Source organism: Arthrobacter silvisoli (assembly GCF_003369445.1).
In the GTDB taxonomy this organism is placed as follows: domain Bacteria; phylum Actinomycetota; class Actinomycetes; order Actinomycetales; family Micrococcaceae; genus Arthrobacter; species Arthrobacter silvisoli.
Genome location: NZ_QRCU01000007.1, coordinates 49010 through 73748 on the forward strand (window position 1 = coordinate 49010; position 24739 = coordinate 73748).

General features: G+C 67.2%; 25 protein-coding genes. 11 read left to right on the forward strand and 14 right to left on the reverse strand.

Annotation, left to right across the window (positions count from 1 at the left end; genetic code table 11):
• Nucleotide 1: 1 nt before the first annotated feature.
• The 3 genes from DWV11_RS01180 to DWV11_RS01190 all read left to right on the forward strand — a co-directional run bounded on the left by DWV11_RS01180 (nucleotide 2) and on the right by DWV11_RS01190 (nucleotide 2271).
• A complete protein-coding gene (locus tag DWV11_RS01180) occupies nucleotides 2-670 on the forward strand; it encodes a nucleotide exchange factor GrpE (protein ID WP_115787076.1) in 669 nt (222 codons plus the stop codon).
• A 212-nt stretch (nucleotides 671-882) separates the two neighbouring features.
• The gene (locus DWV11_RS01185; RefSeq protein ID WP_115787077.1) at nucleotides 883-1845 is read left to right on the forward strand and encodes a DnaJ C-terminal domain-containing protein; all 963 of its coding nucleotides are present in this window, start codon (nucleotides 883-885) and stop codon (nucleotides 1843-1845) included.
• A 9-nt stretch (nucleotides 1846-1854) separates the two neighbouring features.
• On the forward strand, nucleotides 1855-2271 hold the full coding sequence (locus DWV11_RS01190; protein WP_115787078.1) for a heat shock protein transcriptional repressor HspR: 417 nt from the start codon (nucleotides 1855-1857) through the stop codon (nucleotides 2269-2271).
• Nucleotides 2272-2292: 21 nt separating this feature from the next.
• On the opposite strand, the gene DWV11_RS01195 is transcribed toward DWV11_RS01190, so the two are convergent.
• The gene (locus DWV11_RS01195; protein ID WP_115787079.1) at nucleotides 2293-2838 is read right to left on the reverse strand and encodes a GNAT family N-acetyltransferase; all 546 of its coding nucleotides are present in this window, start codon (nucleotides 2836-2838) and stop codon (nucleotides 2293-2295) included.
• A 132-nt stretch (nucleotides 2839-2970) separates the two neighbouring features.
• Between DWV11_RS01195 and DWV11_RS01200 the strand changes: the two genes are divergently transcribed.
• The 5 genes from DWV11_RS01200 to DWV11_RS01220 all read left to right on the forward strand — a co-directional run bounded on the left by DWV11_RS01200 (nucleotide 2971) and on the right by DWV11_RS01220 (nucleotide 7786).
• Nucleotides 2971-3306, forward strand: coding sequence for a hypothetical protein (locus tag DWV11_RS01200; protein WP_115787080.1), 336 nt, complete (start codon nucleotides 2971-2973; stop codon nucleotides 3304-3306).
• A gap of 187 nt (nucleotides 3307-3493) precedes the next feature.
• Nucleotides 3494-4444 carry a sugar phosphate isomerase/epimerase family protein gene (locus DWV11_RS01205; protein ID WP_115787081.1) on the forward strand — a complete coding sequence of 317 codons (951 nt, stop codon included), beginning with the start codon at nucleotides 3494-3496 and terminating at the stop codon, nucleotides 4442-4444.
• Entirely contained in the window at nucleotides 4441-5421 is a 981-nt protein-coding gene (locus DWV11_RS01210; RefSeq protein ID WP_115787082.1) for a 3-hydroxyacyl-CoA dehydrogenase family protein, read from the forward strand. Before DWV11_RS01205 ends, DWV11_RS01210 begins: the two co-directional genes overlap by 4 nt.
• Nucleotides 5422-5447: 26 nt before the next feature.
• A complete protein-coding gene (locus DWV11_RS01215; RefSeq protein WP_115787083.1) occupies nucleotides 5448-6236 on the forward strand; it encodes an SDR family NAD(P)-dependent oxidoreductase in 789 nt (262 codons plus the stop codon).
• 185 nt (nucleotides 6237-6421) lie between these two features.
• The gene (locus DWV11_RS01220) at nucleotides 6422-7786 is read left to right on the forward strand and encodes an MFS transporter (protein ID WP_115787084.1); all 1365 of its coding nucleotides are present in this window, start codon (nucleotides 6422-6424) and stop codon (nucleotides 7784-7786) included.
• 62 nt (nucleotides 7787-7848) lie between these two features.
• On the opposite strand, the gene DWV11_RS01225 is transcribed toward DWV11_RS01220, so the two are convergent.
• The 11 genes from DWV11_RS01225 to DWV11_RS01275 all read right to left on the reverse strand — a co-directional run bounded on the left by DWV11_RS01225 (nucleotide 7849) and on the right by DWV11_RS01275 (nucleotide 20339).
• Nucleotides 7849-8568 carry a GntR family transcriptional regulator gene (locus DWV11_RS01225; RefSeq protein WP_115787085.1) on the reverse strand — a complete coding sequence of 240 codons (720 nt, stop codon included), beginning with the start codon at nucleotides 8566-8568 and terminating at the stop codon, nucleotides 7849-7851.
• Nucleotides 8561-9421 carry a triose-phosphate isomerase family protein gene (locus DWV11_RS01230; protein ID WP_115787086.1) on the reverse strand — a complete coding sequence of 287 codons (861 nt, stop codon included), beginning with the start codon at nucleotides 9419-9421 and terminating at the stop codon, nucleotides 8561-8563. Before DWV11_RS01230 ends, DWV11_RS01225 begins: the two co-directional genes overlap by 8 nt.
• Nucleotides 9422-9423: 2 nt before the next feature.
• The gene (locus tag DWV11_RS01235; protein ID WP_115787087.1) at nucleotides 9424-9882 is read right to left on the reverse strand and encodes a ribose-5-phosphate isomerase; all 459 of its coding nucleotides are present in this window, start codon (nucleotides 9880-9882) and stop codon (nucleotides 9424-9426) included.
• Nucleotides 9883-9918: 36 nt separating this feature from the next.
• On the reverse strand, nucleotides 9919-11679 hold the full coding sequence (locus tag DWV11_RS01240) for a dihydroxyacetone kinase family protein (protein ID WP_115787088.1): 1761 nt from the start codon (nucleotides 11677-11679) through the stop codon (nucleotides 9919-9921).
• Between the two features lie 136 nt (nucleotides 11680-11815).
• Nucleotides 11816-13477, reverse strand: coding sequence for an AMP-binding protein (locus DWV11_RS01245; RefSeq protein ID WP_115787089.1), 1662 nt, complete (start codon nucleotides 13475-13477; stop codon nucleotides 11816-11818).
• A 32-nt stretch (nucleotides 13478-13509) separates the two neighbouring features.
• A complete protein-coding gene (locus DWV11_RS01250) occupies nucleotides 13510-14412 on the reverse strand; it encodes an acyl-CoA thioesterase (RefSeq protein WP_115787090.1) in 903 nt (300 codons plus the stop codon).
• Nucleotides 14413-14416: 4 nt separating this feature from the next.
• On the reverse strand, nucleotides 14417-14899 hold the full coding sequence (locus DWV11_RS01255) for a cupin domain-containing protein (protein WP_115787091.1): 483 nt from the start codon (nucleotides 14897-14899) through the stop codon (nucleotides 14417-14419).
• Nucleotides 14900-14903: 4 nt separating this feature from the next.
• Nucleotides 14904-15758, reverse strand: coding sequence for a fumarylacetoacetate hydrolase family protein (locus tag DWV11_RS01260; RefSeq protein ID WP_115787092.1), 855 nt, complete (start codon nucleotides 15756-15758; stop codon nucleotides 14904-14906).
• A complete protein-coding gene (locus DWV11_RS01265; protein ID WP_115787093.1) occupies nucleotides 15755-18145 on the reverse strand; it encodes a bifunctional salicylyl-CoA 5-hydroxylase/oxidoreductase in 2391 nt (796 codons plus the stop codon). The genes DWV11_RS01260 and DWV11_RS01265 overlap by 4 nt, the downstream gene beginning before the upstream one ends.
• A 13-nt stretch (nucleotides 18146-18158) precedes the next feature.
• Nucleotides 18159-19817: an AMP-binding protein gene (locus DWV11_RS01270; protein WP_115787094.1), complete on the reverse strand. Its 1659-nt coding sequence runs from the start codon at nucleotides 19815-19817 to the stop codon at nucleotides 18159-18161.
• Nucleotides 19818-19850: 33 nt separating this feature from the next.
• On the reverse strand, nucleotides 19851-20339 hold the full coding sequence (locus DWV11_RS01275) for a cupin domain-containing protein (RefSeq protein ID WP_115787095.1): 489 nt from the start codon (nucleotides 20337-20339) through the stop codon (nucleotides 19851-19853).
• Nucleotides 20340-20574: 235 nt separating this feature from the next.
• Between DWV11_RS01275 and DWV11_RS01280 the strand changes: the two genes are divergently transcribed.
• The 3 genes from DWV11_RS01280 (at nucleotide 20575) to DWV11_RS01285 (ending at nucleotide 22218) form a co-directional block, all read left to right on the forward strand.
• On the forward strand, nucleotides 20575-20973 hold the full coding sequence (locus tag DWV11_RS01280) for a RidA family protein (RefSeq protein WP_115787096.1): 399 nt from the start codon (nucleotides 20575-20577) through the stop codon (nucleotides 20971-20973).
• A 138-nt stretch (nucleotides 20974-21111) separates the two neighbouring features.
• Nucleotides 21112-21252: a hypothetical protein gene (locus DWV11_RS19995; protein ID WP_168404503.1), complete on the forward strand. Its 141-nt coding sequence runs from the start codon at nucleotides 21112-21114 to the stop codon at nucleotides 21250-21252.
• A gap of 102 nt (nucleotides 21253-21354) precedes the next feature.
• A complete protein-coding gene (locus DWV11_RS01285) occupies nucleotides 21355-22218 on the forward strand; it encodes a PaaX family transcriptional regulator (RefSeq protein ID WP_115787097.1) in 864 nt (287 codons plus the stop codon).
• Between the two features lie 69 nt (nucleotides 22219-22287).
• Here the strand turns inward: DWV11_RS01285 and DWV11_RS01290 are convergent, their stop codons facing one another.
• Together DWV11_RS01290 and DWV11_RS01295 are read right to left on the reverse strand one after the other, a co-directional pair.
• Nucleotides 22288-23958, reverse strand: coding sequence for a thiamine pyrophosphate-binding protein (locus tag DWV11_RS01290; RefSeq protein ID WP_425452033.1), 1671 nt, complete (start codon nucleotides 23956-23958; stop codon nucleotides 22288-22290).
• Nucleotides 23959-23960: 2 nt separating this feature from the next.
• Nucleotides 23961-24737: a cyclase family protein gene (locus DWV11_RS01295; protein ID WP_115787099.1), complete on the reverse strand. Its 777-nt coding sequence runs from the start codon at nucleotides 24735-24737 to the stop codon at nucleotides 23961-23963.
• Nucleotides 24738-24739: the final 2 nt, after the last annotated feature.

Genomic DNA, 24739 nt, shown 5'->3' on the forward strand with positions numbered 1-24739 from the left:
CATGCCCCACCACGGCAACGAATCAGAGCACTCGGATTCGGAGCAGGGCAAGCCGGTCATCCGGGACAACCGCAAGGTTGACCCGGAGACCGGGGCCGCCCGGCATCCGCACCAGGAAGCAGCCCGCGACGCCGGTACCCCCGCAGGTACCGGAGGCGCGGCTGCCGGGGGCGATGCGCTGTCCCAGGCTGAGGAGATCCTCAACGGCGTCGAGGTTCCGGCTGAGGAGTCGGTAGCCTCCGGTGCCTCGGCCGAGGCCGAAGCCGCGGAACTGCGCAACGACCTCCTCCGCCTCCAGGCCGAGTACGTCAACTACCGCAAGCGCGTCGAGCGTGACCGCGCCGTCGCGGGGGAAATGGCCGTCATCGGCGTCCTGAACTCCCTGCTTCCGGTGCTGGACGACATCGACGCCGCCCGCCAGCACGGCGACCTCGAAGACGGCCCCTTCGCCGCCATCGCCGCCAAGCTGGAGAACTCGCTGAAGACCTACGGGCTGGAACGGATCGACGCCACGGGTGTGGAGTTCGACCCCACCATCCACGAGGCCCTTATCCAGCAGCCGGGCCAGGACATCGAGGTGGACACGGTCAGCCAGGTGCTGCGCTCGGGCTACCGCTCCAAGGAGCGCGTCCTGCGCGCGGCCCAGGTGATTGTGGCTGTTCCGGCTTAGCTGTTCCGGCCTCACCTCTGCCTTCGCGGATGAGGGGGCCGTATCACCGCGAAGCGAGACAAGGGGCCCCGCCCCTTCGCTGGGCGGCTCCGGTCCGCGAGGACCGAGCCGCCCACGCGTAGGGGCGGGGGCCTATGCTCTGCGTAGCGCGAACGGAACGCAAAACCGACGCGTAGCGTGTACGTAAGACAGAAACGAGAAAGGACACACACTTGGCAAGCCAGGACTGGGTTGAGAAGGATTTCTACGCGATCCTTGGTGTGGCCAAGGACGCGTCCGACGCCGATATCAAGAAGGCGTACCGCAAGCTCGCGCGCCAGTATCACCCGGACACCAACGCGGGCGACGCTGCCGCGGAGAAGAAGTTCAAGGACATCTCCGAGGCGTATTCCGTGCTGTCCGTCGCTGAAGACCGCCAGCAGTACGACGCCATCCGGGCCATGGGCGGCGCCCGCTTCGCTCCTGGTGCCGGCGGCCGCGGAGGCCCCGCGAACGGCGGCTTCGAGGACCTGTTCGGCGGCCTGTTTGGCGGCGCGCGGCAGCCTGCCGGCGGCGGCATCCCGCCTGAATTCGCCGACCTGTTCGGCGGCGGCTTCGGTGGTGGCCAGACCGGCTTCCAGCGCACCCCGCAGAAGGGCTCGGACCGCACCGCCACCACAAGCATTTCCTTCAAGGGCTCCATCCAGGGCACCACGGTGAGCCTGCGCGAAAACAACGGCAAGGTGATCGACGTCAAGATCCCGGCCGGCATCAAGGACGGCCAGAAGGTCCGCCAGCGCGGCAAGGGCAACCCCGGCCCGGCCGGCAACGGCGATCTGATCATCACGGTCAACGTCAAGCCGCACGAGTTCTTCACCCGCGAAGGCGACAACATCCGCGTCCACGTCCCGGTCACCTTCCCTGAAGCCGCGCTCGGCGGCGAGATCGAGGTCCCCACGCTCGACGGCGGCCAGGTGAAGCTCCGCGTCCCCGCCGGTACCAACTCGGGCCGGACGCTGCGGGTCAAGGGCCGCGGCGTCCATACGCCCAAGGCGAGCGGTGATCTGCTGGTGACGGTCGACGTCGTCGTTCCCCAGAATCTGCCGAAGAACGCCGAAGAGGCCGTGAAGGCCTTCGCCGAGGCGACGGCGGACGCCAACCCGCGCCGGGACCTGGCCGCCAAGGCCAGGTTGTAGGAGCCAGCCATGGGCATCGACGTCAACCAGCCGATCTTCGTCATTTCCGTGGCGGCGGAGCTGGCTGACATGCACCCGCAGACGTTGCGCCAGTATGACCGCCTGGGCATCGTCTCGCCCAGCCGTGCCCCCGGCAAGTCGCGGCGCTACTCGCAGCGCGACGTCGACCGGCTGCGCGAAGTCCAGCGGCTCTCCCAGGAGGGCGTCTCGCTGGAAGGGATCAAGCGAATCATGCAGTTGGAGAACAAGGTGGCCGCGCTGCAGCACCGCGTTGCGGAGCTGACCGAGGAGCTTGCCCGACGCCGGGAGCCGGTGGATGCGCGGATCTTCGCCGCAGGCGCGGCCGGCGACGTCGTCAGCTTGGCCCGCGGCCAGCGTCCCCGTCCGCGGTCCCAGGCCCTGGTGGTCTGGCGTCCGCGGGACTGACCTTCCTCCGAGGGCGGTCCCTCAGGGGGCGGTCGCTCGGAGGGCGATCGCGAAGATCAGTTGCTCCCTGCCCTTCCTGGTGGCTTTCCTTTCCAGGTGCAGTCCGGCTTTCTGCGCCACCCGCTGCGAGGGGAGGTTCGCGGGATCGATGATGGCGATGACCCGCGTGATCCCCGCGGCCGCGGCGAACCGGAGGCACTCCCGGGCGGCCTCGGTGGCGTAGCCCTCGCCCTGGTGCACGGTGACGACGTGGTAGCCGACTTCCACGTCCGCCGTGCCGTCCACGTGTTGGATGGTCAGGCTGCAGTCGCCGATGAAATTGCCGTGGTGGTCCTCCATGATCCAGAGGCCAAAGCCGTGTTCGGCGTAGTTGCGCTTGTTCCAGTCGATCCAGCGTTGGGCTTCGGCCCGTGTCTTGGGGGCGGGGTAGTAGCGCATCACCTCGGGGTCGCCGAGCATGGCGGACATCTGCTCGAGGTCGTTGTCCGTCATGGGCCTCAGGCGGAGCCTCGCGGTTTCGATCACGGCGTCACATGCTGTTGTCGGCCTGTCGCGCGGGATCGCCATGAGTGCCAGCCTACGCCAGGGTGCGCCGGGGCCCGAAGGCCTGGGAGGCGCCGGCCCCTCCGGGGCCGGCCAGTTCGCTTTCCGTGCAGCATCCCTGCGTACAATCGACTGAAACCGACCACTTGAGGGACCATGAAAAAACTCACCACTGTTCTGCTCGCCGCCGGGCTCCTTGTCTCGGCCTCCGCCTGCACCGCGCCGAAGCTGTCCACGAAGGAAACCTGCGAGCGCCTCAACCTTGTTGTGTCGAACCCCGGAACGGGCAAGGCCGCGATGAACCGCATCGCTAACGCCCTGCGTCCCCTCGAAGCCGTGGCGTCCGAGGAGCTCCAACCGTCGCTGAAGTCGCTCCTGGAATACGCCGACGAATCCGCCAAGCAGAACCCGGACGAGAACAAGCTCGGCAGCCTCACCGAGGAGTACCAGAAGGCCGGCGCCAAGTTCAGCCAGCTTTGCAGCGGAGCCTGATCCGACGCATCGAAGCCGCAGTTTGTGAAGCGCCGGGAGTTACCGGAGCACGAAGGATTCCCCGCCCCGTCCTTGGACGAGGCGGGGAATTTTCTTTAAGTGCTGGTTGACGCAATCGCTATTTCCTATAGGATATTTGGTGGGCAGCATCACAGGGCCCACTGATCTACAAGCGCAATGGAGCACTATGCCAATCGAGCAGCCCCCTTACACCGCCGAGACTTGGCCTATCGCCACGTGCCTGCACGGCTTCCGCACCGTCGGCCGTGACGGCACCGCCATGCACGACGCGCCCGCCGAGGTGTGGGACGATATGTTCGCCCAGGTGGCCGACGTCGGATTCACCCTCGCGGAGCTTGCCGACAGCCACGTCCGCCCCGCAGACCTGGAAGCATCCAGGCGCGAGGAATTCCTCGCGATAGCGCAGTCCCACGGCGTCGGCATCCCCTCCGTCCACCTGCAGCGGCAGAGCGTGATCATGCCGGGCCACGAGGAACGCAACCTCGAATATGCCCACCGCACCATCGACGCCGCCGCCGAATGGGGCATGGATGTCTTCTCCACCGGACTGCACCAGCCCTTCAGCCAGGCACAGCGCGAGGCCCTCTGGTTCTGGACGGCGGAGGGGCCGAAGGACCCCGACGACCGGGAAATGTGGGACACCGCCGTACGCCGCATCCGCGAACTCGGCAAGCACGCGGCTGAACTCGGGCTCATCATGTCCCTGGAGATGTACGAAGACACCTACCTCGGAACCGCCGACAGTGCCGTGCGCTTCATCGAAGACGTCGGGCTGGAGAACGTCGGCCTCAATCCGGACGTCGCCAACCTCATCCGCCTGCACCGACCGGTGGAGGACTGGCGCGAGCTGTACGACAAGACCCTCCCGTACGCCAACTACTGGCACGTCAAGAACTACACCCGGGACGAAGCCGCGGACGGCAGCTGGGCCAGCTCGGTGCCGTCCACCATGGAGATGGGGCTGATCAACTACCGCCAGGTGTTCCGTGACGCGGTGGCCGCCGGTTTCAACGGCATCATCCTCGCCGAACACTACGGCGGAGACAGCCTCGGCGTCTGTGCCACCAACCAGAAATACATCCGCACATTGCTCCCCAAAGCCCAGGAGGCATCATGAGTGAGCTGACCATCGCCGTCGTCGGTTCCGGATACATGGGCGGAGGCATCGCCCAGGTGCTCGCCCTGTCCGGCGCGACCGTCCGGATCGCCGACGTCTCCGAAGAGGTGGCGCGGAAGAACTACGAGCGCTTGCTCGAGGAAGCCAGGCAGTTCGTCGCCGACGGGCTTTTCCCGGACGACGCCGTCGCCCGCCTCGAGGCGAACCTCTCGCCTTCAGCGTCCATCGAGGAAGCTGTGGCGGACGCCGACTTCATCGAGGAGGCCGTGCCCGAAAAGCTCGAGATCAAGCACGCGACATTGCGCCGGATCAGCGCCGCAGCGCGGCCGGACGCCGTCATCGGTTCCAACACCTCAACCATCCTGATCGCGTCGCTGGCCGAAGCGGTGGAACGTCCGGAACGCTTCCTCGGCGTCCACTTCTCCAACCCGGCCCCGTTCATCCCGGGAGTCGAACTGATCCCGCACCCCGGCACGGACGACGCCGTGCTCCCGGTGGTCGAACGCATCGTGGCCGCCACCGGCAAGGAGAGCGCCAGGGTCAAGGACGCCACCGGCTTCGTGCTCAACCGTCTCCAGTACGCGCTCTTCCACGAAGCCACCCAGATCGTCGAGGAAGGCATTGCCAGCCCCGAAGACATCGACACGATCGTCCGCACCACCTTCGGTTTCCGGCTGCCGTTCTTCGGCCCGTTCGCCATCGCGGACATGGCAGGCCTGGACGTCTACTCCTTCTGCTACGCGTCCCTGCAGACCCGCTGGCCCGAACGCTTCGCCACTCCCGAGTCCCTCAAGGAACTGGTGGACGCCGGGAAGTTCGGCACCAAGAGCGGCGCGGGCTACCTGGACGTTCCGGCCGAACGCACTCCCGAACTGGTCGCCTACCGGAACCGGGCCTACGTGGCCATGCAGCGCCTGATCGACGAACTCGGCCCCGCCCCGGTCCACCCCGCTCCCGCCACTTCCGCGGTCAACTGACACCCCCACCTGAACTGAAGGACACCATGAACGATTTCGCACCAAGCCCCGCTTTCCCTGCCGAGCGCAGCGTCATCCTCACCGGCGCCGCCTCGCCGCGCGGCATCGGCCGCTACGCCGCGCACTACCTCGCCGAGCGCGGCTGGAACGTCGGCATCCTGGACCTGGATGCCGAGGCCTCGCAGAAGCTGGCCGCCGAGATCGCCGAGAAGCACGGGGTTGCCGCCGCCGGTGCCGGCGCCAACGTGGCCGACGAATCCCAGGTCCGTGCCGCCTTTGATGCCCTGGAAGCCCAGCTGCCGCAGCTCGTGGCCGTCGTGAACCTGGCCGGCGTCTCCTCCCCGGTCCCGTACCTCGAGGTGTCCGCAGAGGAGTGGCACCGCGTCATCGACATCAACCTCCACGGCGTCCACCACACCACCAGGCGCGCCGTCGAAACCATGGTGCGCCACGGCGTCGGGCGCGTCGTGAACCTCTCCTCCGTCTCGGCGCAGCGCGGCGGCGGCACCTTCAGCAAGACCGCGTACTCGGCCGCCAAGGCCGGCGTCCTCGGCCTGACCCGCAGCCTGGCCCGCGAGCTCGGCTACCAGGGCATCACGGTCAACGCCGTCTCGCCCGGCCCGATCGACACCGACATCATGGGCGGCACCCTCACCGACGAGCGCAAGGAGAAGATGGCGGCCGACGGCGTGCTGCCGCGCATCGGCACCCCGCGGGACATCGCTGCCGCCATCCACTACCTCATCGGCGAGGACGCCGGATTCGTGACGGGCCAGACCCTGAACGTTGACGGCGGCCTCTACATGCACGGATGAGCGCCCGCCGCTGGTCGGCGGGGAGGATCGTCTTCCTCCTCGTCGGCCTGGCCCTGGTGGTCTTCGGCGTCGCCCAGATCGCCCCGGCCCTGTTCCAGTAACCCTGCCCCGGCACCACCTCCACAAGTCCCACCCCTTTCGCACCACCCCACCACCCAACGCATCCCACTCAAAGGAGAGCGGACATGTCCTCACCCACGCAGGTCATCGACGTGCTCAGCACGAGTCCCGTGCTCAAGACGGCCATCAAGAAGGCCGCGAAGCATCTCATGCCGATGCTCATCATCCTGTATTTCGTTGCCTTCCTCGACCGCACCAACGTCGGCTTCGCCGAGGCCGCCCTCAAGGTCGACCGCGGCGTTTCGGACGGTGCCTTTGCCCTCGGCGCCGGGATCTTCTTCATCGGCTATGCCCTCTTCGAGATCCCCTCGAACCTGCTCCTGAAGCGCTTCGGTGCCAAGTTCTGGCTGGCCCGCATCGCCGTCACCTGGGGCATCACCGCGGCGGCTTTCGCCTTCGTCACCGACGAGACGATGTTCATCGTCCTGCGCTTCCTGCTCGGCGTGACCGAGGCCGGCCTCTTCCCGGGCGTCATCATGTACCTGGCTGCCTGGTTCCCGAACAAGGTGCGCGTGCAGATGTTCGCCCTGTTCTACCTGGCCCAGCCGTTCTCGCAGATGCTCGGCGCCCCGCTCTCCGGCGGACTGATCGCGCTCGGCGGCGCGACCGCCTGGCACGGCTGGCAGGTGATGTTCTTCGCCGAAGGCATGCTCGCCGTCGTCGCCGGTGTTGCCGCACTGTACTTCCTCATCAACTCCCCGCAGGACGCGAAGTTCCTCAACACGGAGGAGAAGGAGGCCCTCGAAACTGCGATGGCCACCGAGGACGCCGTGCGCACCGCCGACGGTCCCAACGGGATCTGGGCCGCGATGGCCAACTGGAAGGTCTGGTACTTCACGGTCATCTACTTCTGCCTCCAGATCGCCGTGTACGGCACCACCTTCTACCTCCCGCAGCAGGTCGCCTCGCTGCTGGGCAAGAAGGTCGGCTGGGAGGTGGGCGTGGTCTCCGCGATCCCGTGGCTCGTGGGTCTGTTCGTCTGCTACTTCGCCGGCCGGGCCGCCAACACCGTGCTGCGCCGCCGCAACTGGGGCACCCTCTGCTACCTGTCGACCGGCGTCTTCATCCTCGGCTCCGCCTGGGCCGGCGCCAACGGCCAGCCGATCCTCGGCATCGCCTGCATCACCTTCGCCGTGGCCAGCTTCCTCACGGTCGGGCCGATCACGTGGGCCTACCCGACGGCGTTCCTCACCGGTTCCGCGGCAGCAGCCGGCATCGGCCTGATCAACTCCCTGGGCAACCTCGGCGGCTTCGTGGCCCCGATCATGCGCACCAACATCAACGCATCGGTCCCCACCCCGTCCGGCGCCTGGGGCGTCGTCTCCCTCGGCGTGTTCGCCTTCCTCGCGGCGGCCATGCTGTTCTCCACGAAGTTCTTCAAGGGCGCCAAGTCCGACCAGCTGCTCGACAATTCGACTGTCGGCCACTGAAATTACGACGGCGGCCGGTCACCCGAAAGGGTGGCCGGCCGTTTTGTCTGTCAGCGCGAGTGTCAGCGCGCGGCGGTGTCCTGCCTGGCACGCTCGCGGACCTTCTCGATGTGGTCGCGCATCGCGGCGGCAGCGGCCTCGCCGTCGCCGTTGCGCAGCGCATCAAGGATGATGCCGTGCTCGATCACGGCATCCGGGGCGTCGGTGACGCCGGCGTTGACTGTCTGGCGCATGCGGTGCACACGGATCGAGATGGCCTCGGACATATCCAGCAGGAAGGGGTTCCGGGTGCCTTCGAAGATGAGGTGGTGGAACTGCCAGTCGACGGCGAAGTATTCGCGCAGCAGGTCAACCGGGGCAGGCCCGCCGGCTGCGAAGGCCCCGCGCACCTTTTCGCCGAGTTCCCGCTGCTTCTCGAGGGTGGCGTCGAGCTCCGGGACGACGTCGGCGGCGTGGCTGGCGGCAAGCTCCGTGGCCCCGCATTCGAGCACGAGCCGGGCGTCGAACAGGGCTTCCAGCTGCCCGCTGTGGATCGGCGGTGCCACCCGGTAGCCCTTGAGGGCTTCCCGGGTCACCAGGCCGGTGCGTTCGAGTTGCACGAGGGCTTCGCGGACGGGAGTGGGGGAGACCTTCAGGTCGCGGGCGATGACGTCGATGGACAGCCGGGTGCCCGGGGCGATGTCCGAGGTCATGAGCATGTTGAGGATGAGCTCATAGACGCTGTCGCGCAACCCCTTGCGCTGCGGGGTGTTTCCCGCAAGGGGATATACGGTCTCAGACATCGGTTCCTCCTGCACCGATGCTATCAGCGGGGATGGTGCCGGTTCCGGCGTCGGACGGCTTGTGACCGGCGATGTTGCTCACCTCGTCGAGGATGGCGGCGACGGCGGCCGGATCGTGGGCGAAACGGCCCAGGAACAGGCCGTCCACCGCGTGTCCGATCCGGCTGAGGAGTCCCGGCCCCGCGCTGCCGCCGTAGATGACGGCGGAGCCGGTGTGGGCGGGCAGGCCGCGCAGGTGCTCCCGCAGGGCCGTGCAGACCGCGGTGATGTGTTCCGGGGCTGCGGGTTCCGGGGCGCCGATCGCCCAGTGCGGTTCATAGGCGACGACGATCCGCCCCGACAAGCCGGACGCCCCGGCCGAGGCCAGGGCGTCGTCAAGCTGCCGGATGCATTCCGCGGCGGCGGCGGGTGGTTCACCGCGTTCGGCTTCGCCGAGGCAGAGCAGGGGAACGAGTCCCGCGCGCAGGGCCGCAGCGGTTTTGGCGCGGACCGCGGCGTCGTCCTCGCCGAAGAGGCGCCGCCGCTCGGCATGGCCGATCTCCGCCAGTTTGCAGCCAAGCTCGGCGGCCTGCCGGCCGCTCACTTCACCGGTGAACGGCCCGTGGTCCTCGGCGGCGAGGTCCTGCACGCCCACCATCGCGGCGCCGTCGGACCCGTCCGGGGCGGCGAACACCTCCAAGGCCCCGGGCACGGAGAGGAAGCCGGGCACGACGAAGAGCGCCGCGTGCCTGTCCCGGATGGCCGGATGCGTGTGGGCGATGCCTGCCACGGCGCGGCACCATTCCATGGTGCGGGCGTGGCTGAAGTACATCTTGGTGCTCGTGCCGATGAGGAACCGTGGAAAACCGGCCATGCTCAGACGCCTTCGTAGCTGCAGATCTCGCGGACCTTGTCGTTGGAAGCGCTGGCGGGGTCGAAGACGTAGCCGAGCCATTCGCGCACGTTGCGGCGGGCCTGTTCGATGCCGACCACCCGCTGGCCCATGCACAGGATCTGGGCGTCGTTGGAGAGGATGCTCCGTTCCACGGAGAAGCTGTCGTGCGCGGTGACGGCCCGGATGCCTTTGACCTTGTTCGCGGCGATGGCGACGCCAAGGCCCGTGCCGCAGAACAGGATGGCCCGGTCCGCGTCGCCGCGGGCCACCATCTCCGCCGCCGCGGTGGCGACCGCCGGGTAGTTGGTGTGGCCGTCCGCCGCAACGCCGACGTCGGTCACCGCTGCCACTGCCTCGTTGCCTTCGAGATCGCGCTTGATGATTTCCTTGTAGTCGAAGCCGGCGTCGTCCGAGCCGACGACGATGCGCCAGGGGGTCATGTCTCTCCTTGGGTTGGTGGCTGTACCAGGCGGCGGTCAGGCCGTGGCGGCCGCGGTGGCGGCTGCGGTGTCGATTACTGTGTGCACGCGACGGGCGATGAGGGCGAGGGAGACCGCGCCGGGGTCCGGGACGCCGAGCGATTTTTCGCCGTGGGTGCGGGCGCGGCCCATGCCGGGCAGCAGCTTTGCGGTTGCTTCGGCGGCGGCCGTTGCGGCGTCTGCGGCGGCCAGCCAGGCTTCCGCGAGATTCCCGCCGGCGGCCACGCGGGCCGCCAGGGTGTCGGCGAAGGGCACCAGGGCATCCACCAGGGTCTTGTCCCCCACGGACGCCTTGCCGTAGGCCATCACGGCGTCCTTCGCGGCGGTGACACCGCCGGAGATCCGCCCGGGGGTGGCCTGCTCCTCGTCGCCGAGGTGTTCGCCGAGTGTCCGCAGGATGAGGCCCCAGATGGCGCCCGAGGTGCCTCCGGCGCGGTTGGACCACTCGTTGCCGGCGCGCTCCAGCAGGGTTTGGGCGCCGGCGCCGCGGGCGGCCAGGGCGGACGCGAGGGCGGCCGCCGCGGCGGTGCCGCGCTGCATGCCGATGCCGTGGTCGCCGTCGCCGGCGATCGCGTCGATCCGGCCGAGCTCCTCGGCCGCCTCGTCGATGGCCGCGCGCATCACCTCCAGGACGGCCGCGATGCGGGCGGCTGCGCGCCGGGAGTCTTCGCCGGATTCGGGGAGGGTGCCATCGTCAGCTGGCAGCGCGCCGTCGTCGTCCGCGACTGCCTGGAGGGAAGCGGCGTCCACGGCTCCGGTCCGGAACGCGGGCGTGTCCGCGGGAGCGAGCCAGAGGCGTTCCAGTTCCTCGTCGAGCCAGAGGAGGGTGAGCGACACCCCGGCCATGTCGAAACTGGTGCAGAATTCGCCTACCTGCGGGTCCACGATCTCCACGCCCGCCTCCTCCAGGAGCCCGGCCACGCGGGAGAAGACCACGAACAGTTCCTCGCTCTTGACCGAGCCGAGCCCGTTGAGCACCGGAACTACGCGGGCGCCGCGGGCCTGGACGCCCTCGGGGAGTTCCGCGCCGCCGAGGAGGTGCCGGATGAACAATTCGGCCAGGCCGTCGGCGCTGGGGATGTCCGTCAGTTCGATGCCGGGTTCGCCGTGGATGCCGAGGCCGATGGCCATCCGGCCTTCCGGCACGGTGAAGAGCGGGGCGTCGGCGCCGGGCAGGGTGCAGCCCGAAAAGGCGACGCCCATGGTGCGGGTGCGGGCGTTTGCTGCCCGGGCGACCCGTTCGACGTCGTCGATCCCGTACCCTGCCGCGGCGGCGGCACCGGCGGTCTTGAAGACGGTGAGGTCGCCGGCGATCCCGCGGCGCCGGTGCTGTTCGGCGGGCGGGGCGCTGAAGATGTCGTCGGTGACGAGGACCGTGCGGCAGTCGATGCCGTCCTTGCGTACGGCCTCCTGGGCGGCGCCGAAATGCAGCACGTCGCCGGCGTAGTTGCCGAAGGTGAGGAGGACGCCGCGGCCTTGTTCGCTGGCGCGGACCACCGATTCCACCTGCTGTGCCGAGGGCGAGGCGAAGAGCTGGCCCATCGCGGCGCCGTGGGCGAGGCCGGGTCCGACGAGGCCGCCGAACGCAGGATAGTGGCCCGAGCCGCCGCCGATCACGACCGCCACCTCGGGCTCGGCGGAGCGCGTGGAGCGGGAGACGCCGCCGGGGACGCGGCGGACCCAGCGCCCGTTGGCGCGGACGAAGCCGTCCACCACGTCGTCAGCGAATGAAGCGGGGTCGTTCCAGAGCCGGGTCATCAGATTTCCTCATCGTCGAGTGCGCAAAACATGTTTCCTATAGGATATTGGAAGATGTGGGGCCGTCAAGTGGGACGGTGGGGAAAAAGAATTCCCCGCCGCGTTCGAAACGCGACGGGGAGTCTTCGTGGTGCTCTCAGGGCTGGCCGAGGCCGGCGCCTGCAAGTTTGCGGGGATCGTCGTTATCGAAGCGCTCGCGCAGCTTGAAGTGCTGCAGTTTGCCGCTCGGGTTGCGGGGGAGTTCGTCCACGAAGCGGATTTCGCGCGGGTATTTGTACGGGGCGATGGTCCGTTTGACGAAGTCCTGGATTTCTTGGACCTTCGCGTGGCCGGCGGGGACGCCGGGGCGCAGGACGATGAAGGCGCAGACCACCGCGCCACGGGCCTCGTCCGGGACGCCGATGACGGCGTTTTCGATGACGTCCGGGTGCTGGTCGATTGCCGCCTCCACCTCGGGGGCGCCGATGTTGTAGCCGGAGGAGACGATCATGCTGTCCGAACGGGCCTGGTAGCTAAAGTAGCCGTCGTCGTCCCGGGTGAAGATGTCGCCCGTGACGTTCCAGCCGTTCACCACGTAGTTCGCCTGGCGCGGATCGTCGAGGTAACGGCAGCCGGTGGGACCGGCGACGGCGAGGCGGCCCGGTTCGTTCGGGCCCAGTTCCTTGCCGTCCTCGTCGAGGATGGCCGCCCGGTAGCCGGGGACGGCTTTGCCCGTGGTGCCCGGCCGGATGTCGTCGCCCGCGGCGGAAATGAAGACGTGCAGCATCTCCGTGGCGCCGATGCCGTTGACCAGGCGCAGGCCGGTGGCGTCGCGGACCGCTTCCCAGGTCTCCTTGGACAGGTGCTCGCCGGCCGAGACCGCCAGGCGCAGGCCCTGGAGGAGGACGCCTTTGCTTTCCTTGAGGATGGCCCGGTAGGCGGTAGGGGCGGTGAAGAGGATGGTGGCCCCTGCTGCGGCCGAGTGCTCAGCCAGCTCCGCCGGGGTGGCGCGCTCGGTCAGCAGTGCCGAGGCGCCGAACCGGAGCGGGAAGATGACCAGTCCGCCGAGCCCGAAGGTGAAGGCCAGCGGCGGGGACCCGGCGAAGACGTCATCCTCCGTGGGCCGGAGGATGTGGCGGGCGAAAGTATCCGCGATGGCGAGGATGTCCCGGTGGAAGTGCATCGTCACCTTGGGCACCCCGGTGGTGCCCGACGTCGGACCCAGCAGTGCGACGTCGTCGGCGGCGGTGTCCACCGCGGTGAACTCGCCGCTCTTGGCGGCACAACGGGCGGCGAGGTCGCCGTCGTCGTCCGATCCGTAGGAAAGGACCGCGACCTCGTCGCCCGCCGCGGCGGCCAGCTCACCGAGGAAACGGTGATCGGAGACCGCGAGCACGGGTTTCGTCAGTCCGATCAAGGTGGCGATCTCCCCGGAGCGCAGCATCGGCATGGTGGTCACGACGACGGCCCCCGCCTTGAGCACGCCGAGCCAGGCCGCGACGAGCCAGGGGTTGTTCGGTCCGCGCAGCAGGACCCGATTGCCTGGAACCACACCGAAATCTTCGGTGAGCACCTGGGCCACCTGATTCGAACGAAGCTGCAGGTCACCGTAGCTCCAGACCCCGCCGTCGGGAGTGCGCAGGGCCGGCCGCCCGGCACCGTGGGTGGCAACGGCGTCGTCGATGAGGGCGGCCGCGGCGTTCAGTTTCGCCGGGTACTGGAGCTCCGGCAGGGTGAATTCAAGAGTTGGCCAGCTTCCGGCGGGCGGCAGGTGGTCACGGGTGAAGCTGTCCTTGTGGGCCGATGTCGTCATTGTCATGGCCGTTCCTTTCAGTACTAAGTATGAGCGGATCAGGCGCGGATCATGCCCTCCTGGGCAACCGTTGCGAGCAGGCGTCCTTGCCTGTCGAAGAAGCGGCCCAGGGCCAGGCCCCGGTTGCTTTGGCCGGACACCGCCTCCTGGGCATACAGCACCCAGTCGTCCGCGCGGCCGTCCCGGTGGAACCACATGGAATGGTCCAGGCTCGCCGTTGTGAGGCCGGGACTGGACCAGTGCAGTCCGTTGACCCGGAGCAGGGGCTCCAGGATGGTGTAGTCGCAGACGTAGGCCAGGGCCGCGCGGTGCAGATCGGCCGTGGCATGCGCATCGGCCAGGTCCGGCAGCCGGTCGAAAGCCTTCACCCAGATGGCCTGCTGCGGAACGGCCCCGCCCTCCAGCTCCACGTACACCGGTCCGGGAATGTGGCGCATGTCGAAGCTCCGGCCCGAGGACCAGTACCGGGCGGCCGGGCTGTCGATTCCCTGCAGCACCTCCGCGGCGCTCCGCAGTGAATCGGGGTCGACGGCGGATTCGCGCCCGACGGCGGCAGGCGCCTCCGGCTGGAAGTCCGGGCCGTCTTCGGGAACCTGGAAGGAGCCCATTGCGGTGTAGACGGCCTTGCCGTTCTGGTAGCCGCGGACGCTGCGGGTGGAGTAGCCGCGGCCGTCGCGCAGCCGTTCCACCTCGTAGCGGACGCGGGATCCGATATCGACCGGGCGCATGAAGTAGCTGTGCATGGAATGCAGGGAACGGTCCGCGTCCACGGAGCGCATCATGGCCGCCGCGGCCTGGGCTACCATGTCGCCGCCGTAGGCCTTGGGCCACGGGACGTACTGCGTGGTGGCCTCGTAGGCTTCGTCGTGGACCTGCGCAGGGACCGCGGTCAGCTCGACGGCGTTGAGGAAGGTCTCGGAGGTCAGGGTTCCGGTGGTCATCTGCTCAGGCCCTGCGGAAGCCGGCGAGGGTGTCGTCGGCGACGTCGGGGAGGTTGACCACGAGGTTCTCCGGCGTGCGGGCGGTCAGCCAGACCAGCTCCTCCGTGACGGACATATTGGCCTCCACATGGGGCATGAACGGCGGGACGAAGACCCAATCCCCGGCCTTCATGTCCAGGAACTCAGAGTAGTCTTCGCCGAAGTAGATGCGGCCGTGCCCGCGGAGCACGTAGCCGCCGGTTTCCGCTTCGCCGTGGTGGTGCGGCAGCGAACGGTAGCCGGGAACGTTGGAGACCTGGCCGAACCAGATCTTCGTAGCAGGGGTGTGCTGGATGCTGACTCCGGAGACCCGCACGCAGTCGCCGGACTGGGCGGTGTTGGTGTCTTCTTCGCCGGCGCGCGTGACAACGGGGATGACTTTGCCGTCGGGCTGCGCGTAGATGGAATTGTCGCCCTCGAGGCGGTAATCGGTGATGGTTTCGCTCATGGTCCTACTCCTTGGTGTTGATTCGAACGAGGTTTTCAAGCCGGCCGATGCCGTCGATTTCGGTGGTGACGACGTCGCCGTCCTGCAGGAAGCGCGGCGGGACCATGCCCATGCCCACTCCGCCGGGCGTGCCGGTGAGCACAAGGTCGCCCGGACGCAGCACGGTGAACTGCGAGATGTAGGAGAGCAGCCGTGCCGGGCCGAACACCAGGGTGGCGGTGTTGCCGCGCTGCACGGGTTCTCCGTTGACGTACCCCCGGACCTCGAATCCGCCGTCGGCCTCATCGGCCGTGAGCATGACCGGCCCCAGCGGGGTGGTCGCGTCGAACGCCTTGCCCTGGAACCATTGCAACGTCCGGTTCTGCCAGTCCCGCATGGAGAGATCGTTGGCAATGGTGTATCCGGCGATCGCCTCCCGGGCGGCGTCCTCGTCGGCGCGGAACAGTTCCGCACCGACGACGACGGCGAGTTCGGCTTCCCAGTCGACCCGCTCGCTGCCGTGGACCTGGATGGTGTCCGCCGGTCCGGTGAGGGTGTCAGCGTACTTCGCGAACAGCGTGGGGTAGGCGGGCAGTTCACGGCCCATCTCCTGGATGTGGTCACCGTAGTTCAGGCCGCAGCAGATCACTTTTCCGGCCCCGGGCAGGAGCGGCGCTAGGCGGTCCGGCGGGACCGTGACGACGGCGGACTCCGGCGCCGCGGCGTCGGCCGCCGCGGTTTCCTGTACCAGCGCCCGCCAGCCGTCGACGGCGAGGAGGGCTCCGACGTCGGCGGCAGGCAGCGGCAGGTAACGGTCGCCGCCCAAAGCGAGCGCCGCCGTCGTGCCTTGGCTGTCAGTGCGTAAGGTGGCCAGTTTCATGCGATCTCAAGTTCCAGGGTGTTGGAGGCCGGCGTCCAGCGCAGATGGTTGTTGGCCGTCTCGGCGTCGGCTTCCTTGAGGAGGGACAGGCGCGGACGGACGGCGTCGGTGCGCGAGCTCGGCGGCTTGCGGCGGCCGGCGCGGAACTGCGGGACCCACTGGGCGCCGGGGCCGTGGTACTCCTGCTCTGCCGCAGCATGCAGGGTCCATTGGGGGTCGTAGAGGTGCGTGCGGCCCAAGGCGATGAGGTCCGCGCGTCCGGCGAGGAGGATCGAGTTCACATCGTCGTAGCTGGAGATGGCGCCGACGGCGATCACGGCCACGCCTGCCGGAGCGGCCACCTCCTGGCGGATGCGGTCCGCGAACGGCGTCTGGTAGCTGCGGCCGAAAGCGGGCTTCTCTTCCTTGGCCACCTGGCCGGTGGAGACGTCGATGCCGGCGGCGCCGTGGGCAACGAAGGCACGGGCAATTTCAACGGAATCGTCGGCGGTGTTCCCGCCTTCGATCCAGTCGGTCGCGGAGATGCGCACCGTCACAGGCTTGCCGGCAGGCCAGGCCGCGCGAACGGCGTCGAACACTTCCAGGGGGAACCGCAGCCGGTTCTCCACGCTGCCGCCGTAGTCGTCGGTCCGCTGGTTGGCGGCCGGCGAGAGGAAGGAGGACAGCAGGTAGCCGTGGGCGGCGTGGATTTCGAGGAGGTCGAAGCCGGCCTGCTCCGCACGGACCGTGGAAGCCACGAACTCAGCCTTGATGGCGTCCATGCCGGCGCGGTCCAGCTCCGCCGGAGTCTGGTTGTCCGGACCATACGGCAGGGCGGACGGGCCAACAGTGGCCCAGTTGCCCGATGCGAGGGGCTGGTCGATGCCTTCCCACATGAGCTTGGTGGAGCCCTTGCGGCCGGAGTGGCCCAGCTGCGCGCCGATTTTGGCGGTGGAACGGGCGTGGACGAAGTCCACGATTTCCTTCCAGCTGTCGCGTTGGGTGTCGGTGTAGAGGCCGGTGCAGCCGGGGGTGATGCGGCCCGTTTCGGAGACGCAGACCATTTCGGTCATGACCAGGCCGGCCCCGCCGAGGGCCTTGGAGCCCAAGTGGACCTTGTGGAAGTCGCCGGGAATGCCGTCAACGGCGGAGTACATGTCCATCGGCGAGACGATGATGCGGTTCTTCAGCTCCAGCCCGCCGATGCGGAACGGCTGGAACATCGCCGGCGCCACCTCGGTGAGGCCCTGGGATTCGGCGAACTGGCGGTCCACGGCGTCGGCGAATTCGGGGTCGCGCAGGCGCAGGTTTTCCTGGGTGATGCGGCGGCTGCGGGTGAGCAGGTTGAACGCGAACTGCGTGGGGTCCTGGTCCTTGTACTGGTTGATGCGTTCAAACCATTCCAGCGAGGCCTGGGCAGCGCGCTGGGTGGACGCGACCACGGGCCGGCGTTCGGCCTCATAGGCGGCCAGCGCGGACTCGACATCCGGGTGCTCGTGCAGGCAGGCGGCCAGGGCCAGGGAGTCTTCCATGGCCAGCTTGGTGCCCGAACCGATGGAGAAATGGGCGGTGTGGGCGGCGTCGCCCAACAGGACCACGTTGCCGTGCCGCCAGCTTTGGTTGCGGACGGTGTTGAAGTTCAGCCATTTGGAGTTGTTGGACAGGACCTCGTAACCATCCAGTTCCTCGGCGAAAATCTCACGGATCTTGGAGATGGCCTTCTCATCGGACACGCCGGGAGGGAAGACGTCGTTGGCGGTTTCGTCGAAGCCCGCCGCATGCCACACGTCCTGGTGCATCTCGACGATGAACGTGGAGCCCTCATCCGAATACGGGTAGCCGTGGATCTGCATCACGCCCCATTCGGTTTCCTTGACGAAGAACTTGAAGGCTTCGAAGACCTGGTCCGTGCCCAGCCACATGTACTTGTTGGTGCGCGGGTCCAGGTCGGGGCCGAACGAGTCGGCGTACCGGGCGCGGATCTGTGAGTTGACGCCGTCGGCGGCGAGGACGAGGTCGTGGCCGGCTTCGAGTTCTTCGATGGGCGGTGCCATGGTGCTGAAGCGGACATCGACGTCCAGTTCGATGCAGCGGCGCTGGAGCAGTTCCAGCAGTTCCTTGCGGCTCATTGCCGCGAACCCCTGGCCGCCGACGGTGATCGTTTCGCCGCGGAAGTGGATGTCGATGTCTGACCAGCGGGCGAAGCGGCGGCTCATGTACTCCGCGACGACGGGATCGGCGTTGCCGATGCCGCCCAGGGTTTCATCCGAGAACACGACGCCGAAGCCGAAGGTGTCCGTGGCGGCGTTGCGTTCCCACAGGGTGATCTCGTGGGACGGGTCGAGCTGCTTCATCAGGGCCGCGAAGTACAGGCCCCCGGGGCCGCCTCCGACAATTGCGATCTTCATGGGAGGATCCTTTCTAGGCTTGGTGGGCTGCCGCATGGGCCAGCTGGTCGTTGGTGCTTTCGAGGCTCTGCCGCAGCTTGAAGTGCTGCAGCTTGCCGCTGGGGTTGCGGGGCAGTTCAGAGACGAAGCGGATTTCGCGCGGGTACTTGTAGGGGGCAATGGCCTGCTTGACGAAGTCCTGGATTTCCTTGACCTTCGCCGCACCGCCCTCGACGGCTTCCCGTAGGACGATGAAGGCGCAGACCACGCTGCCGCGCTCGGGATCGGGCTTGCCCACCACCGCGTTCTCCACGACGTCGGGGTGTTGGTTGATCGCTGCCTCCACCTCGGGAGCGCCGATGTTGTAGCCGGAGGAGACGATCATGTCGTCCGAGCGCGACTGGTAGGTGAAGTAGCCGTCCTCGTCCCGGATGAACGTGTCGCCGGTAATGTTCCAGCCTTGGGAGACGTACCTGCTTTGGCGGTCATCGTCCATGTACCGGCAGCCGGTGGGGCCGACGACGGCGAGCCTTCCGGGTTGGTTGGCACCCAGCTCGGAGCCGGCATCGTCCAGAATGGTGGCCCGGAACCCCGGCACGACCTTTCCGGTTGCGCCGGGCTGGCTGTCCTCGCTGACGGCGGAGATGAACACGTGCAGCATCTCCGTGGCGCCGATGCCGTTGACCAGGCGCAGGCCGGTGGCCTCGTAGACGGCCTGCCAGGTTTCCTTCGGCAGATGTTCGCCGGCCGAGACGGCGACCCTCAGCCGGCTGAGCAGATCGCCGCGTTCGGCCTTGAGGATGGCCCTGTACGCGGTGGGAGCCGTGAAGAGGATGGTGGCACCGGCAGCCGCGGCGTACTCCGCCAGTTCGACGGGGGTCGCACGCTCGGTCAGCAGTGCCGAGGCGCCGAACCGGAGCGGGAAGATGACCAGCCCGCCGAGCCCGAAGGTGAAGGCCAGGGGCGGGGAACCGGCGAAGACGTCGTCCTCCGTGGGCTGGAGGATGTGGCGGGCGAAGGTGTCCGCGATGGCGAGGATGTCCCGGTGGAAGTGCATCGTCACCTTGGGCACCCCGGTGGTGCCCGACGTCGGACCCAGCAGTGCGACGTCGTCGGCGGCGGTGTCCACCGCGGTGAACTCGCCGCTCTTGGCGGCACAACGGGCGGCGAAGTCACCGATGCCGGATCCTCCGTAGGGGAGGACATCCAGTCCCGCGCCGGCCGCAGCCACCAGGTCTTCCACGAACCGGTGGTCGGAGATTGCGACGGCTGGCTTCGTCAGCTCGATCAGGGTGCGGATCTCGGCGGCCCGGAGCATCGGCATGGTGGTGACGACGACGGCGCCGGCCTTCAGCACGCCGAGCCAGGCTGCAACGAGCCAGGGGTTGTTGGGACCGCGCAGCAGGACCCGGTTGCCTGGAACCACACCGAAATCTTCGGTGAGCACCTGGGCTGCCTGGTCCGAGCGGAGCTGCAGGTCACCGTATGTCCAGACCCCGCCGTCGGGCGTGCGCAGCGCCGGCCGCCCGGCACCGTGGGTGGCGACGGCGTCGTCGATCAGCACGCACGCTGCGTTCAGCTGTTCGGGATATTGAAGTTCGGGGAGGGTGAATTCGAGGGCCGGCCAGCTCGCAGCCGGCGGCAGGTGGTCCCGCGTAAAGGTGTCCACATGGGCCGAGATGCTCATGGCCACTCCTTCTTTGGTTCTCGTTTGCGAAGTCATGAGCTATGCCCGCCGGTAGCCTGCGAGCGTCCCGTCCGGAACGTCGTCGAGGTTGACGACGATGTTCTCCGGTGCGCGGGCGGTCAACCAGACGAGTTCTTCGGTGACGGACATGTTTGCCTCGACGTGGGGCATGAAGGGCGGCACGAAGACCCAGTCTCCGGCTTCCATGTCCTTGTACTCGGAGTAGTTCTCGCCGTAGTAGATCCGGCCCCGGCCACGAAGGACGTAGCCGCCGGTCTCGGCTTCCCCGTGGTGATGCGGCAGCGAGCGGTAGCCGGGAACGTTCGATACCTGGCCGAACCAGATCTTCGTGGCGGGAGTGTGCTGGATGGACACGCCGGAGACCCGGATGCAGTCGCCTGACTGGGCGGTGTTGCCGTCTTCCTGCCCGGCCCGGGTAACAACAGGAACCACCTTGCCCTCAGCACCGGCGTAGATCGAGTTGTCCCCTTCGGTGCGGTATGTGGTGGGTTCGGTCAATTCAGTCATGGTCTTTACTCCTTGAAGGTTGCGGAGCGACGGGATTGCGCGGATCGTGCGCTGCCTGCAATTTCGGGGATCAGGGCTGTCCGTCTCACAGGGATCGAGTCGGGTTTCCCTTCCCAAGCTTGGATATGTCGACTTTTTTACGATCGTCACATATCCTCAAGGTAGCACGGCGGGAACAGCCCAACAAGGGCCTTTTTGCCAAGGCGACCGGATATCGCTTTCAAGGAGGAACATCATGACCAAGAAGACCGTCAACCCCTCATCGCTGCCCAAGCCGTCTGGTTACGCGCACGGCATCCTTGCCGGGAACGTGGTGTACCTGGGAGGCCAGACCGCGCTGGATGCGGATATGCAGATCGTGCCGGGTGGCATTGTGAATCAGTTCCGGCAGGCCTTTTCGAACGTCCTGGTCACCCTCGCGGAGGCGGGAGGCCGGCCGGAAGACCTGGTGAGCGTCACCATCTACCTGACGGACGTGGATGACTACATGGCCAACGGCAAGGAGATCGGGCGGATCTGGCGCGAAATGGCCGGGTCGGAGTATCCCGCCATGGCTGGAATCGGCATCAGCCGCCTGTGGCAGAAGGAAGCCATGATCGAGATCCAGGGCATCGCTGTCATTCAGGACCGCTGAGCGTCGCGGCGGTTGTTCGAAATCCTTCTCGTGAACTATTTACGAGCGTCATGGAAGCGCAATATACTGTAGTCCGGCCACCTTGCGGCCGGGCACATCCCGTGACCCGGTCCATGGGCTCGACACGAGGAGACAAAGATGTCCGCTTCATACTCGGATGAAACCAAGGAAGATTCGCGGGAAGTGTCCATGCGGGCCTTGCTCGAGGAAGAATTCAAATCGGTGTTCGGTGGTACGAAGCCGGTCACCGTGCCGTGGGCAGGCCTGATCTATATCTGAGGATCGCACCGCCAAGCAGTGCCGCGGATGCTGCGCGCGGTCCGCGATGTAGCCTAGGACTGTCATGGAAACCCGAAAAACCACAGTCTGAGGTGGCGCCGAATGGCCACAGCCGATGTCGTTCCCGACATCACTCCGATGCCCCGCCATCAGCACCTGATTGTCACTGTCTATGGCCTGTACGCCCGCAACCAGGACGGCACCTTCGCCGTCGCCGAGCTGATCCAGCTGCTCGGCGACCTGGGAGTTGAATCCGCCGGCGTGCGTTCCTCGGTGTCGCGGCTGAAAAAACGCGGTGTTCTGGTCAGCTTGAAACGCGATGGCCTGGCCGCCTACAAGCTGTCGCCGGACCTCGAGGATATCTTTACGGCCGGTGATGAACGCATCTTCGCCCCCCGCCGGGCCAAGAAGGGCGATGCTTGGCTTTTGGCATCCTTCTCGGTACCTGAGTCCCAACGACACCTCAGGCACAAACTGCGCACCATCCTCACCCGCGCCGGCTGCGGCCAGGTCTCGCCCGGGTTATGGATCGCTCCGGGAAATCTGGCACGCGAGGTGGAACAGCAGTTTGATCGCGCCGGACTGATGGACTACGTGGACCTGTTCAAGGCAACCCACCTCACTGAAAGCCACATCCGCGAGAAAGTGGGCCAGTGGTGGGACCTGCCGTCGCTGGAAGCGTTGTACCAGGAGTTCGTGGAACGGCATCAACCCATCCTGCAGCGGTGGGAGCAGCTGGAAGCCGGCGACCCGGAATCCACTGAGCTCCTGAGGCAAGCCTTCGCGGACTACGTTCCGATGGTTACCCAATGGCGCCGGCTGCCCTACATGGATCCCGGCCTTCCCGAGGAATACCTCCCCGCAAACTGGCATGGCCTGGCCGCACAGGAGCTTTTCGCAAAGATGCATGCGCTCCTGGGCCCCAAGGCGCGGCGCTATGCAATGTCCATCGTGGGAGCAAACTGAGCCCGAAACGGAAGGGTCCGGGGCTCGTTTTCGCGAGTCCCGGACCCTTCCGCATTTACGGGGGCTGCGTCAGTGGCCTTGGAAGGCCTCTGCCAGCCACCACGCGCCGCCGTCCGAGGCGACCTTTGCGTCGATCACCAGGGGCCGCTCTTGCTTTCCTTCGCGCAGGACCGAAACCCAATCCCGCACTGGCGCCAGGTCCTCAAGTGTCCGGACAGTAACCCCGTCCGCACCGTAGCCGCGGGCAATCGCTGCGATATCAGTCTCGGGGAAGGACACGCTTGCCAGGTCCTCAGGGCCGTGGTTTTCGGCAAAATGGTGGACTTCTGCGCCGTATGCGGCGTCGTTGTAGACGATGCAAACCAGCGGCAGTTTGAGCCGCACGGCGGTCTCCAGCTCACTGATGCCCATGAGGAACCCTCCGTCGCCGGCCCCGAGGACAGGCAGCCTGTCCGGTTGCGCAATGGCTGCGCCGATTGCGGTGTACAGTCCAAGGCCAATGGCCTGGAAAGCCTGCGTGAAACAGAATCCGAACTCATCCGGAACCGCCAGGTACTGGCTGGGGTAGCCCATGAAGTTGCCGGAATCGACGGCGACGATCCTGTTGGCGGGGAGGATTGAATCGAGTTCCCGGCTGAGCACGCGCGGGTCGATCGACGTCTCAGCGGACAGGTCCGGCGTTTCCACGTCGCGCCACCGGGCGCGCTGCTTGATGTCGAGGGCGGCTTGTTCCGTGCGGTACTTTGCCGCCGGTGCGGCTTGGATTTTGCGCAGGGCGTCCAAGGCATCGTCGGCGGTGAGGGCGGAGTCGCCCAGCACGCCGAGGGAGATCGGCCTGTTGGCACCCAACGAGGCGTCCTCGACGTCGACCTGCACCACGGTTGTGCCGGGGGAAATCAGCCTGCCGTGACGCATGGTCCACATGTTCAGCGTGCAGCCCCACCCGACGATGAGATCAGCGTCCGTGATAAGTTCCGCGGTCAGCGGCGAGGAGAACCCTCCCGAAATCCCGAGGTTGTGCGTGTCGCCGTTGAACAGTCCGCTGGCCACCGCCGATGTTGCAACGAGCGCTCCAGCGTGCCGGGCCAGCGCCAGGATGTTTTCCCGGGCGCCCCGTCCTCCCCGTCCTGCGACGAACACAGGGCGCTCGGCCTCGGAAATGAGGGCCGCAAGCTTCTCCACGGACGCTGACTCAGGGCGGATCCGGGCAGCTTCCTGCACCGAAACGGTGTGGACCAGGTCCGGCGCCGAAGCGGCCTGCACGTCCAAGGGCAGGCTGAGGACCACGGTCCGGCGCTCGTTGACCGCAGTGCGGAATGCCCTGACAGTATCGGCGATAGCAGTTTCCGCAGAATGGATCCGTTCGGGAATGGCTCCCACACTGCGGACGAGGGTATCCTGGTCGATTTTGAAGTTGGACCGGACCGCCGCGCCCTGGGTGTCGGCGGTCAGGACGATGAGGGGTGTGCGGCTCTTGGCTGCTTCGCCGATGCCGGTGATGGCATTGCTCAGCCCGCAACCCTGATGAGTCGTCGCCACACCAACCTTGCCCGACATCCTGGAATAGGCATCGGCCATGGTCGCGGCGCCTCCTTCGTGCCTCGCGGCAGTGTAGGAAATTCCTTCCTTGATGAGGGCGTTGGTGACGTCGAAGTTTCCACTCCCGACCACACCGAAGACGTGGCCGACGCCGAGCCTGGCCAGTGTCCTGCCGACGAGGCCGGCTACTTGTGCCTCCATGCTCATGCCCCCTCCACCAACGCGAAGACGCGGGCGGGGCTGCCGGTGCCACCGACAATCGGCAAGGGCGCCACCAGGATTGTCGCTCCGGTGGCGGGGAGCCGCTCAATGTTGCGCAGCGAGGTGAGCCCATATTTGTCTGCGCCGAGCAGGAACGAGTGCACCGGAAACATCGGGTCCATGGCGGCAGCCTGGCCGGCGTCGACGCCGACGGTTTCGACGCCGAACCCGCTGATCCTGTCGTTATCGGCAATCCACTTCGCTCCCTCAACCGAAACACCCGGGGTATGCGGCCCGTTCTTGTCGGCGTTGACGAAGTCGGCAGCGTTGCCGCCCCGGGCAGACCAGCCGGTCCTGAAAATCACCCAGCAGTTTTCGGGGAGTTGCCCGTGGTCCCGTTGCCACTCTTCGAAGTGTTCGGGCTCCAGCAGGAAGTCGGGGTCCTGCGCGGCCTCGGCACTTTTGTCGAGGACGACGATGGGGCCGACCAGTCGCCAAGGCTCGATCTCGTCCACGGATTTTCCATCCCGCCCGGTAATCCAATGAACGGGAGCATCAAGATGCGTCCCGGCGTGCTCACCCACGGTGACGTCGTTCCAGGCCCAAGCGGGCCCGGCGTCGTCGAAATTGCTCACCGGGGTAAGCGAGAGTCCAACCGTATTGGCGAGGGGTTGGGGCAGGTTCAGGATCGGCGTATCACCACTGAGTGGAGTGGTGAGGTCGATGACCTGCACGGAGCCATCTGACAGGGCTGTAATCAGCCCATGTAGAACAGACATAG

What these genes read in the sequence shown, in the direction of transcription:
- DWV11_RS01280 (WP_115787096.1), top strand. Translation starts at nt 20,575, where the DNA reads ATGACCAAGAAGACCGTCAACCCCTCATCGCTGCCCAAGCCGTCTGGT.
- DWV11_RS01200 (WP_115787080.1), top strand. Translation starts at nt 2,971, where the DNA reads ATGAAAAAACTCACCACTGTTCTGCTCGCCGCCGGGCTCCTTGTCTCG.
- DWV11_RS01295 (WP_115787099.1), bottom strand. Translation starts at nt 24,737, where the DNA reads ATGTCTGTTCTACATGGGCTGATTACAGCCCTGTCAGATGGCTCCGTG.
- DWV11_RS01180 (WP_115787076.1), top strand. Translation starts at nt 2, where the DNA reads ATGCCCCACCACGGCAACGAATCAGAGCACTCGGATTCGGAGCAGGGC.
- DWV11_RS01245 (WP_115787089.1), bottom strand. Translation starts at nt 13,477, where the DNA reads ATGACAATGACGACATCGGCCCACAAGGACAGCTTCACCCGTGACCAC.
- DWV11_RS01230 (WP_115787086.1), bottom strand. Translation starts at nt 9,421, where the DNA reads ATGGCCGGTTTTCCACGGTTCCTCATCGGCACGAGCACCAAGATGTAC.
- DWV11_RS01290 (WP_425452033.1), bottom strand. Translation starts at nt 23,958, where the DNA reads ATGGAGGCACAAGTAGCCGGCCTCGTCGGCAGGACACTGGCCAGGCTC.
- DWV11_RS19995 (WP_168404503.1), top strand. Translation starts at nt 21,112, where the DNA reads ATGTCCGCTTCATACTCGGATGAAACCAAGGAAGATTCGCGGGAAGTG.
- DWV11_RS01250 (WP_115787090.1), bottom strand. Translation starts at nt 14,412, where the DNA reads ATGACCACCGGAACCCTGACCTCCGAGACCTTCCTCAACGCCGTCGAG.
- DWV11_RS01265 (WP_115787093.1), bottom strand. Translation starts at nt 18,145, where the DNA reads ATGAAGATCGCAATTGTCGGAGGCGGCCCCGGGGGCCTGTACTTCGCG.
- DWV11_RS01220 (WP_115787084.1), top strand. Translation starts at nt 6,422, where the DNA reads ATGTCCTCACCCACGCAGGTCATCGACGTGCTCAGCACGAGTCCCGTG.
- DWV11_RS01260 (WP_115787092.1), bottom strand. Translation starts at nt 15,758, where the DNA reads ATGAAACTGGCCACCTTACGCACTGACAGCCAAGGCACGACGGCGGCG.
- DWV11_RS01235 (WP_115787087.1), bottom strand. Translation starts at nt 9,882, where the DNA reads ATGACCCCCTGGCGCATCGTCGTCGGCTCGGACGACGCCGGCTTCGAC.
- DWV11_RS01190 (WP_115787078.1), top strand. Translation starts at nt 1,855, where the DNA reads ATGGGCATCGACGTCAACCAGCCGATCTTCGTCATTTCCGTGGCGGCG.
- DWV11_RS01255 (WP_115787091.1), bottom strand. Translation starts at nt 14,899, where the DNA reads ATGAGCGAAACCATCACCGATTACCGCCTCGAGGGCGACAATTCCATC.
- DWV11_RS01195 (WP_115787079.1), bottom strand. Translation starts at nt 2,838, where the DNA reads ATGGCGATCCCGCGCGACAGGCCGACAACAGCATGTGACGCCGTGATC.
- DWV11_RS01285 (WP_115787097.1), top strand. Translation starts at nt 21,355, where the DNA reads ATGGCCACAGCCGATGTCGTTCCCGACATCACTCCGATGCCCCGCCAT.
- DWV11_RS01275 (WP_115787095.1), bottom strand. Translation starts at nt 20,339, where the DNA reads ATGACTGAATTGACCGAACCCACCACATACCGCACCGAAGGGGACAAC.
- DWV11_RS01210 (WP_115787082.1), top strand. Translation starts at nt 4,441, where the DNA reads ATGAGTGAGCTGACCATCGCCGTCGTCGGTTCCGGATACATGGGCGGA.
- DWV11_RS01205 (WP_115787081.1), top strand. Translation starts at nt 3,494, where the DNA reads ATGCCAATCGAGCAGCCCCCTTACACCGCCGAGACTTGGCCTATCGCC.
- DWV11_RS01225 (WP_115787085.1), bottom strand. Translation starts at nt 8,568, where the DNA reads ATGTCTGAGACCGTATATCCCCTTGCGGGAAACACCCCGCAGCGCAAG.
- DWV11_RS01240 (WP_115787088.1), bottom strand. Translation starts at nt 11,679, where the DNA reads ATGACCCGGCTCTGGAACGACCCCGCTTCATTCGCTGACGACGTGGTG.
- DWV11_RS01215 (WP_115787083.1), top strand. Translation starts at nt 5,448, where the DNA reads ATGAACGATTTCGCACCAAGCCCCGCTTTCCCTGCCGAGCGCAGCGTC.